This is a genomic window from Sphingomonas sp. LH128 (assembly GCF_000293195.2).
Classification (GTDB): Bacteria; Pseudomonadota; Alphaproteobacteria; order Sphingomonadales; family Sphingomonadaceae; genus Novosphingobium; species Novosphingobium resinovorum_A.
Genome location: NZ_ALVC01000533.1, coordinates 1 through 6,230, shown reverse-complemented (window position 1 = coordinate 6,230; position 6,230 = coordinate 1). Strand labels below are relative to the sequence as shown.

The following is a 6,230-nucleotide window of genomic DNA, read 5'->3' as shown; positions in this document are numbered from 1 at the left end:
ACGCCGGAATGGCTTCCATCTCGAACCGAAGCGGCCTTGGAAGGGCAACCAGCCCTTCCGGCGGACGCTTCCGCCCGAGTTGTTCGCCATTCCGGCGCCTCGATGGTGCTGTTTATGAGTTCACGTCCTAGTCTGCCCGCCATGCCCGGCCTCATCCGCAGCGCCCCCTTACGGAACATTGCCGTTCTGTCCCTCGTCGCCATGCTCGCGGCATGCGGCGGCGGGGTGAAGTACCGCCCCGTCAGCGACGTGCCCGTCCGCATCGGCCCTCCCTACAAGGTGCGCGGCATAACCTATACTCCCGCCGCGCAGCCCGGCTACGACATGCTCGGCTATGCGACGTGGTATGGTTCGGAAAGCGGCAACCAGGTGGCCAACGGAGAACGCTTCCGCCCCGGCTGGATCACCGCCGCGCACAAGACGCTGCCCCTGCCCGCTTATGTGGAAGTCACCTCGCTCGACACCGGCAGGCGCATCATCGTGCGTATCAACGACCGCGGCCCGTATGGCGAGAGCGCGCGCATCATCGATCTTTCGCGCGGCGCAGCGGAGGAGCTGGGCATCCGCACGCAGGGCAAGGCGGCGGTGCGGGTCCGCGCCATCGAGCCCGACGAGAAGGACCGCGCCGCGCTGCGCAAGGGCAAGACCGCCAGGTCGCTCGCCCCGGTCCCGGCCCGCACGCTGTCCAATCTGCAGGAACAGTTCGCGCGCGGCGTCGGCACGCGCTGAGGGAACCGGACGCAAGCGCTGCGCGTTATCTCTCCAAAGGAGAGAGATGATGACTTCAGGCGCCGAAATTCCGTTCCGTCGCAGCCGTTTCGCCCGTGGCACGGGATCGCTGCTGTTCGACCGCCAGCGCGAGATGCACCAGCGCGAGGCGGAAAAGCGCGAAGAGCCCATGCGCATCTGGTCGAAGGGCCACTTCGTCGAAAGCTGACGCTCACCCCAGCGAAAGCGCACGCGCTCCCGGCTCGCCCAACCAGCGGGCCGGACAGCCCCAAACGTTCCGGATGACGTCTTCGGACAGCGCGTGGCCGGGCTCTCCGTCAGCGGCGATCCGTCCCTCGTGCAGCACCATGACGCGATCGGCGTAGTTCATCGCGGTTGCCAGGTCGTGCAGGACCAGCACCACGCCGCGGCCCTGGCGGCCTTGCTCGCGCAGGCGCCCCATCAATGCGAGCGCATGGCCGAGATCGAGATTGGCCAGCGGCTCGTCCGCCAGCAGCCAGGCCGGGCCAGTCGCCAGCACCCGCGCCATCAGCGCCCTCGCCCGCTCACCTCCCGACAGCTGCGAGACGGGTCGTTTCCGGAATGCCTCGAGGTCCATCGTCGCGATCGCGGCATCGATCGCGGTCCGCCCACCGCCCGTCCCTGTATCCTGCCAGGGCAGGCGACCGAGCCCGACCAGCACTTCGACCGTGACGTCCCACGCCACTTCGGGGCTTTGCGGAAGATAGCCGATGCACTGCGCGCGTTCCCGCGGCGGCACCGCATGCATCACTCGTCCGCCCAGCGCGGCAACGCCGGTATCGGGCTCCACCAGTCCCGCCAGGCAGGACAGCAGCGTCGACTTGCCCGCGCCGTTCGGTCCGCAGATCGCAGTGACTTCCCCCGCATGGATGGTCATCGTCAGGTCGCGCAGCCGTCCCGCGATGCCGAGCCCCACCGTGTTCAGCGTCCCGGTCATGCCAGCCCCCGCCGCATGCGCAGCAGCAGCGCAAGGAAGAACGGCGCGCCGATCAGCGCGAGCGCAATCCCCAGCCGCAGCTCTCCGCCCGCAAGCGGGAGGACGCGGCAGCCGGCATCGGCAACGAGCAGCAGGAGTGCCCCCGCCAGCGCGCTCGGCACCAGCAGCGAGGACGGCCGCCGGTCGGTCAGCGGCCGAACGAGATGCGGGACCATCAGTCCGACGAAGCCGATCACACCCGCCACCGCAACCGCCGCGCCGACCGTCAGGCCCACGCCCGCGATCATCAGCGCCTGTTGTCGCCTCGGCTCGAAGCCCAGCGAACGCGCCGCCGCCTCGCCCAGCGTGAGCGCGTCGAGCCCCCGCCCGGCCACCAGCAGCACGCCGAGTCCCAGCAGCGTCAGCGGCCCGGCAATGACGACCTCGCGCCACGAACGGTCGGCCAGCGCGCCCATCAGCCAGGTCACGATCTCGCTCATCGCGAACGGCGTGGGCGAAAGGCTGATCGCAAGGCTCGTCAGCGCCCCCGCCAGGCTGGAGATCATCAGCCCCGCCATCGTGAACAGGGCGACGCCCGCCTCACGCCCCGCGATCAACGCCAGCAGCGCCATCGCCCCGCCCGCGCCGACGAGAGCGAAGACCGGCAGCAGCCAGACCGACGCGGCATAGCCGGTCCAGAAGCTCAGCACCGCACCCAGCGCCGCGCCCGGCGCGATGCCGAACAGGCCCGGATCGGCGAGCGGATTGCGCAAGTAGCCCTGCATCGCCGCCCCCGCCCCGCCAAGTCCCGCGCCGACGATCAGCGCCAGCAACGCGCGCGGCAGGCGCAAGTACAGCAGGATAACCGAGGCATTGTGTGTGTCGGACGCAAAGGGATCGATCCACACTCGCCCCGCCAGCAGCGACAGCGGCACGGCGAGCGCGAGCAGGACGACGAAGATCGGAATCAGGCGGCGGTTCATGGATGAAGGTCTGCCGTTGTGCCGGGTGCTTCGACAAGCTCAGCATGAGCGGAGCTTGTGCGATTCCCTTCATCCCCGCTCACCCTGAGCTTGTCGAAGGGCCCGAGATGAGCGCGGGACCTAGGGTTATCGAGAGATCGCCGCACTTGCGCGAACCGCGCCAGTGCCTTGGGCACGGTCGGCCCGCCGCACCAGATCAACGAACGGTCGAGCGGCGCGCGGATCATGCCCCGGACTTTGGCGAGAGCGGGATGACGCAGCATCCGGTCCTCCTCGCCGGCGGGCGAGTCCACGGTGAAGACCACGCGCGGCGGATCGGCCACCACGCGTTCCAGCGGCAGGTAATCGGCCTGGGCAAGCCCGCGCGCGGCAGCGGCATTGGCAAACCCGGCGCGGCGCATGAGATCGGCGATCAGCGTGTGGTCGCCCGCGACGATGCCGCCGGATTCCCACAGCAGCGCCTGCACCGGCCGCACGCCGGTCGGCGGCTTGGCACGGGCGACGGCGGCCTCTATCCGCCCGGCCAGTTCCTCCCCTTCCGAACGATTGCCCGCCAGCTTCGCCAGCCGCCGCACTTGCGCGAGCGCTTCGGGAAGGTCGGCGGGAAGCGGCTCGAGCACGACCTCCAGCCCCATGTCGCGCAGGGCCTGCGCGGTGGCCGGCGGCGTGTAGCTGCTCGCCACCACGACATCGGGTTCGAGCGCGACGACATCCTCCACCGCGTCAGACACTTCGGCGAACTGCGCGGCGCGGGCGAGATCCATAGAACTGGCCGAGGGATCGTGGCTATAGTGGGAGATCGCCAGCAGCTGCCCCGGCGACGTCACCTCCGCCAGCACCGCATCGGTGCAGGGGTTCAGCGAAACGATGCGCGGACGTACCGATCCCTCGACCGGCGGGTCCGACCAGGGTTGGCAGGCGGCGAGCGTCAGGAGCAGCGGGGTAACGGCAAGCCACCCGAAGCCCGCTTGCGCTCCCCCTCCCTCGTCATTGCGAGCGCAGCGAAGCAATCCAGGGCGGTTTACGCGCCCCTGGATTGCTTCGCTGCGCTCGCAATGACGAGGGGTCAGGGAAATATCGCGAGGAGGGCGGTCCACGGCCAGCGGTCCCGGAACACGTCCGGGACGACGCCTGCCATGGACCGCCCCTTGGCTCACATCTTCACGCGGATGCCGGCATAGGCCGAGCGGCCGGGCGTGCCGTACGTGCGCACCACTTCGTAATGCTCGTCGAACAGGTTCTCGACGCGGCCATAGACCTCGACGTTGTGCGTCACCGCGAAGGCGCCGCGCAGGCCCACGACTACGTTGCCGCCAACGTACTGTGTGTTCGCGGTATCGTCGTAGCGCCCGCCGCCGACGCGCAGGTCCGCGCCCAGCTTCAGACCGACCGCCCACGCCTTGTCGATGCTGGCGTAGAGATTGCTCTTCGGACGACGCGCCAGCTGCGCGCCGGTGTCCTCGTTGACGGCGTCGAGGTAGGTATAGGCGAGGTTCACGTCGAAGCCCTGCCAGTCGGTCACCTGCATCCCCAGTTCCACACCCTGCGCCCGCGACCGGCCGACATTGTAGTAATTGAAGTTCGCAAGGTCGTAGTCGATCAGGTTCTTCGTCTTGCGATCGAAGTAGGTCACCGTGAAGCGGCCGGTCCCTTCCGCGAAGGGCTGCTCCAGGCCCACATCCCAGCTTTTCGACGTCTCGGGATCGAGCGCGCGGAAGCCCGCGTTGGTGTAGAGCTGGTAGAGCGAGGGCGCCTTGAAACCCTCGCCGTAGCTGGCCCGCAGGACCGGGGCGCTGTCGCCGCCGCCGATCACCCAGGCGCCGTTGGCGGCGAAGGTCGTGCGGTCGCCGAAGTCCGAGTTGTCGTCGTAGCGCAGGCCGCCGTTCAGCGTCAGGCCGGTGAACGGACGCAGCGTCAGGTTGCCGAACAGGCTGTCGATGGTGGTCGAATCCTTCGAGCCGTAATTGTCGTCGAACTTCTGCTTCTCGGTCTCGCCGCCGACCAGCACGCTGGCCTCCTCTATGGGTGCGAAGCTGACCTGGCCCTCGAAGCGCTCGGTGCGGCCGTTGGTGGTGTAGGGGCCGAACACCGCGTCATCGGAGATGCGGCGCGTGTCGTTGATGCCATAGCCGACGCGCGCGTTCAGCCTTCCGTCGAGGCCCGCATAGCGCAGGTTCGCATAGCCCAGCGTATCGCGCTTCATCCCGACGTTGAGGGCATCGGCACCGGTGTTGTCGTAGTCGTAGTTCGCCTTGGTGTAGAACCCGCCCGCATCGGCCGAGAGGCCCGGCGCGAACTCGATCGAGGCGCGGGCATTGGCGCTCTTGCTCTCGAAGCCGTCCTTCTCGGTGGCGCCGCGGCGCTCGTTGAAGGCCGAGAAGCCGTCGCCCTTGAGCCAGTTGCCGCCCAGCGTCAGCCCGACCGGGCCGACGAGACCCGCCGCCGAGACACTCGCCTGCTTGCGGTCGCGCCAGCCATACTCGGCTTGGCCGCGCGCGGTCCACTGCTCGGTCGGGCGGGCGGTGATGAAGTTGATGACGCCGCCCACCGCGCGGCTGCCCCACAGCACGCCCGAGGAACCGCGCACGACCTCGACACGGTCGAACTGGCCGATCGGCAGCGCGCCGAAGTCGAAGCCGCCGCCGACGTCGCCGGGATCGTTGATGCGCACACCGTCGATCAGCACCAGCGACTGCGCGTTCTCGGCGCCGCGCACGAAGACGCTCGCGGGCTGGCCGAAACCGCCCGACTGCACGGTCGAGATGCCGGGGATGCGGGCAAGCACGTCAGTGGCGGTGGTCGCTTGCGTGCGCTCGATCTGGTCGCGGGTGACGACGCTGACGGACTGGCCGACCTGGGTGATCGGCGTCGGCTCACGGGTCGCGGTGACGGTGATGTCGGTGCGCGCCATCGCACGGTCGCCCGCCGCCATTTGCTCGCCGATCGCAACCGCGTCCTGCGCCATCGCGGGGGTGCTCACGGCAAGCGCGGTGCCGAGCAGAAACAGATACTTCATATGTCCTCCGAACCTTTGAACGTGCTTGTGCCGTTCACGGCGGAGGCATGCGCGCCTTCCTCATGGCGCGTCACACTCGCTGCACCCGGAAGAACCCCGTCCGGCTGCGGAACGACCGTCTCGGGCAGGTCTCCTGGCTCCCGGATCGTCAGTCGCGCCATCCGCCTTCCCGGCCCTCATACGGGCCAGTGGCATGGTGGAGGCGGCCTCCCCGGTCACAGTTGCGGGGGCAGCGCCGGTATTCGCACCCGGCTTCCCTCTTAGGCCCTTGCGGGCAACCCATGACGTAACCGCGCGGATAGTGCGGCATACAGGGGTTGGCAAGCATTCGTCGTCCCGGACTCGATCCGGGGCCGGTGGCGGTCTTTAGGCGCGAGCCATGGGCAAGGCGCCACGCCGCAAGGGCGGCCGTTCACGGCCAGCGGTCCCGGATCAAGTCCGGGACGACGAGGCGCAGCCAAATCTTAAGCCCTTAGCAGGCTGCGGAAAAGGCGCCGCACTGGTCACCGTCGATCTGCGTTCGAAGGAGGGGGACTGGTCTGTCGCTCGTTTCAGGGTGAAATTC

7 protein-coding genes and 1 riboswitch are annotated in these 6,230 nt (G+C 68.8%); of the genes, 3 read left to right on the top strand and 4 right to left on the bottom strand.

The window, feature by feature from the left end:
* Positions 1-141 precede the first annotated feature (141 nt).
* Together LH128_RS29785 and LH128_RS33950 are read left to right on the top strand one after the other, a co-directional pair.
* Positions 142-729: a septal ring lytic transglycosylase RlpA family protein gene (locus tag LH128_RS29785; RefSeq protein WP_008833419.1), complete on the top strand. Its 588-nt coding sequence runs from the start codon at positions 142-144 to the stop codon at positions 727-729.
* A 46-nt stretch (positions 730-775) separates the two neighbouring features.
* Positions 776-937 carry a hypothetical protein gene (locus LH128_RS33950; RefSeq protein ID WP_327195323.1) on the top strand — a complete coding sequence of 54 codons (162 nt, stop codon included), beginning with the start codon at positions 776-778 and terminating at the stop codon, positions 935-937.
* A 3-nt stretch (positions 938-940) separates the two neighbouring features.
* On the opposite strand, the gene LH128_RS29780 is transcribed toward LH128_RS33950, so the two are convergent.
* The 4 genes from LH128_RS29780 to LH128_RS29765 all read right to left on the bottom strand — a co-directional run bounded on the left by LH128_RS29780 (position 941) and on the right by LH128_RS29765 (position 5,665).
* Entirely contained in the window at positions 941-1,687 is a 747-nt protein-coding gene (locus LH128_RS29780) for an ABC transporter ATP-binding protein (protein WP_008833418.1), read from the bottom strand.
* Entirely contained in the window at positions 1,684-2,649 is a 966-nt protein-coding gene (locus tag LH128_RS29775) for a FecCD family ABC transporter permease (protein WP_008833417.1), read from the bottom strand. The genes LH128_RS29780 and LH128_RS29775 overlap by 4 nt, the downstream gene beginning before the upstream one ends.
* Positions 2,646-3,659: an ABC transporter substrate-binding protein gene (locus tag LH128_RS29770; RefSeq protein ID WP_008833416.1), complete on the bottom strand. Its 1,014-nt coding sequence runs from the start codon at positions 3,657-3,659 to the stop codon at positions 2,646-2,648. Before LH128_RS29770 ends, LH128_RS29775 begins: the two co-directional genes overlap by 4 nt.
* Before the next feature lie 143 nt (positions 3,660-3,802).
* Entirely contained in the window at positions 3,803-5,665 is a 1,863-nt protein-coding gene (locus LH128_RS29765; RefSeq protein WP_008833415.1) for a TonB-dependent receptor plug domain-containing protein, read from the bottom strand.
* 106 nt (positions 5,666-5,771) lie between these two features.
* Positions 5,772-5,963, bottom strand: a riboswitch (cobalamin riboswitch).
* 81 nt (positions 5,964-6,044) lie between these two features.
* Between LH128_RS29765 and LH128_RS34890 the strand changes: the two genes are divergently transcribed.
* A partial coding sequence (locus LH128_RS34890; protein ID WP_327195322.1) for a hypothetical protein occupies positions 6,045-6,230 on the top strand: 186 nt, incomplete at its 3' end.

What these genes read in the sequence shown, in the direction of transcription:
- LH128_RS29765 (WP_008833415.1), bottom strand. Translation starts at nt 5,665, where the DNA reads ATGAAGTATCTGTTTCTGCTCGGCACCGCGCTTGCCGTGAGCACCCCC.
- LH128_RS29780 (WP_008833418.1), bottom strand. Translation starts at nt 1,687, where the DNA reads ATGACCGGGACGCTGAACACGGTGGGGCTCGGCATCGCGGGACGGCTG.
- LH128_RS29785 (WP_008833419.1), top strand. Translation starts at nt 142, where the DNA reads ATGCCCGGCCTCATCCGCAGCGCCCCCTTACGGAACATTGCCGTTCTG.
- LH128_RS33950 (WP_327195323.1), top strand. Translation starts at nt 776, where the DNA reads ATGATGACTTCAGGCGCCGAAATTCCGTTCCGTCGCAGCCGTTTCGCC.
- LH128_RS29775 (WP_008833417.1), bottom strand. Translation starts at nt 2,649, where the DNA reads ATGAACCGCCGCCTGATTCCGATCTTCGTCGTCCTGCTCGCGCTCGCC.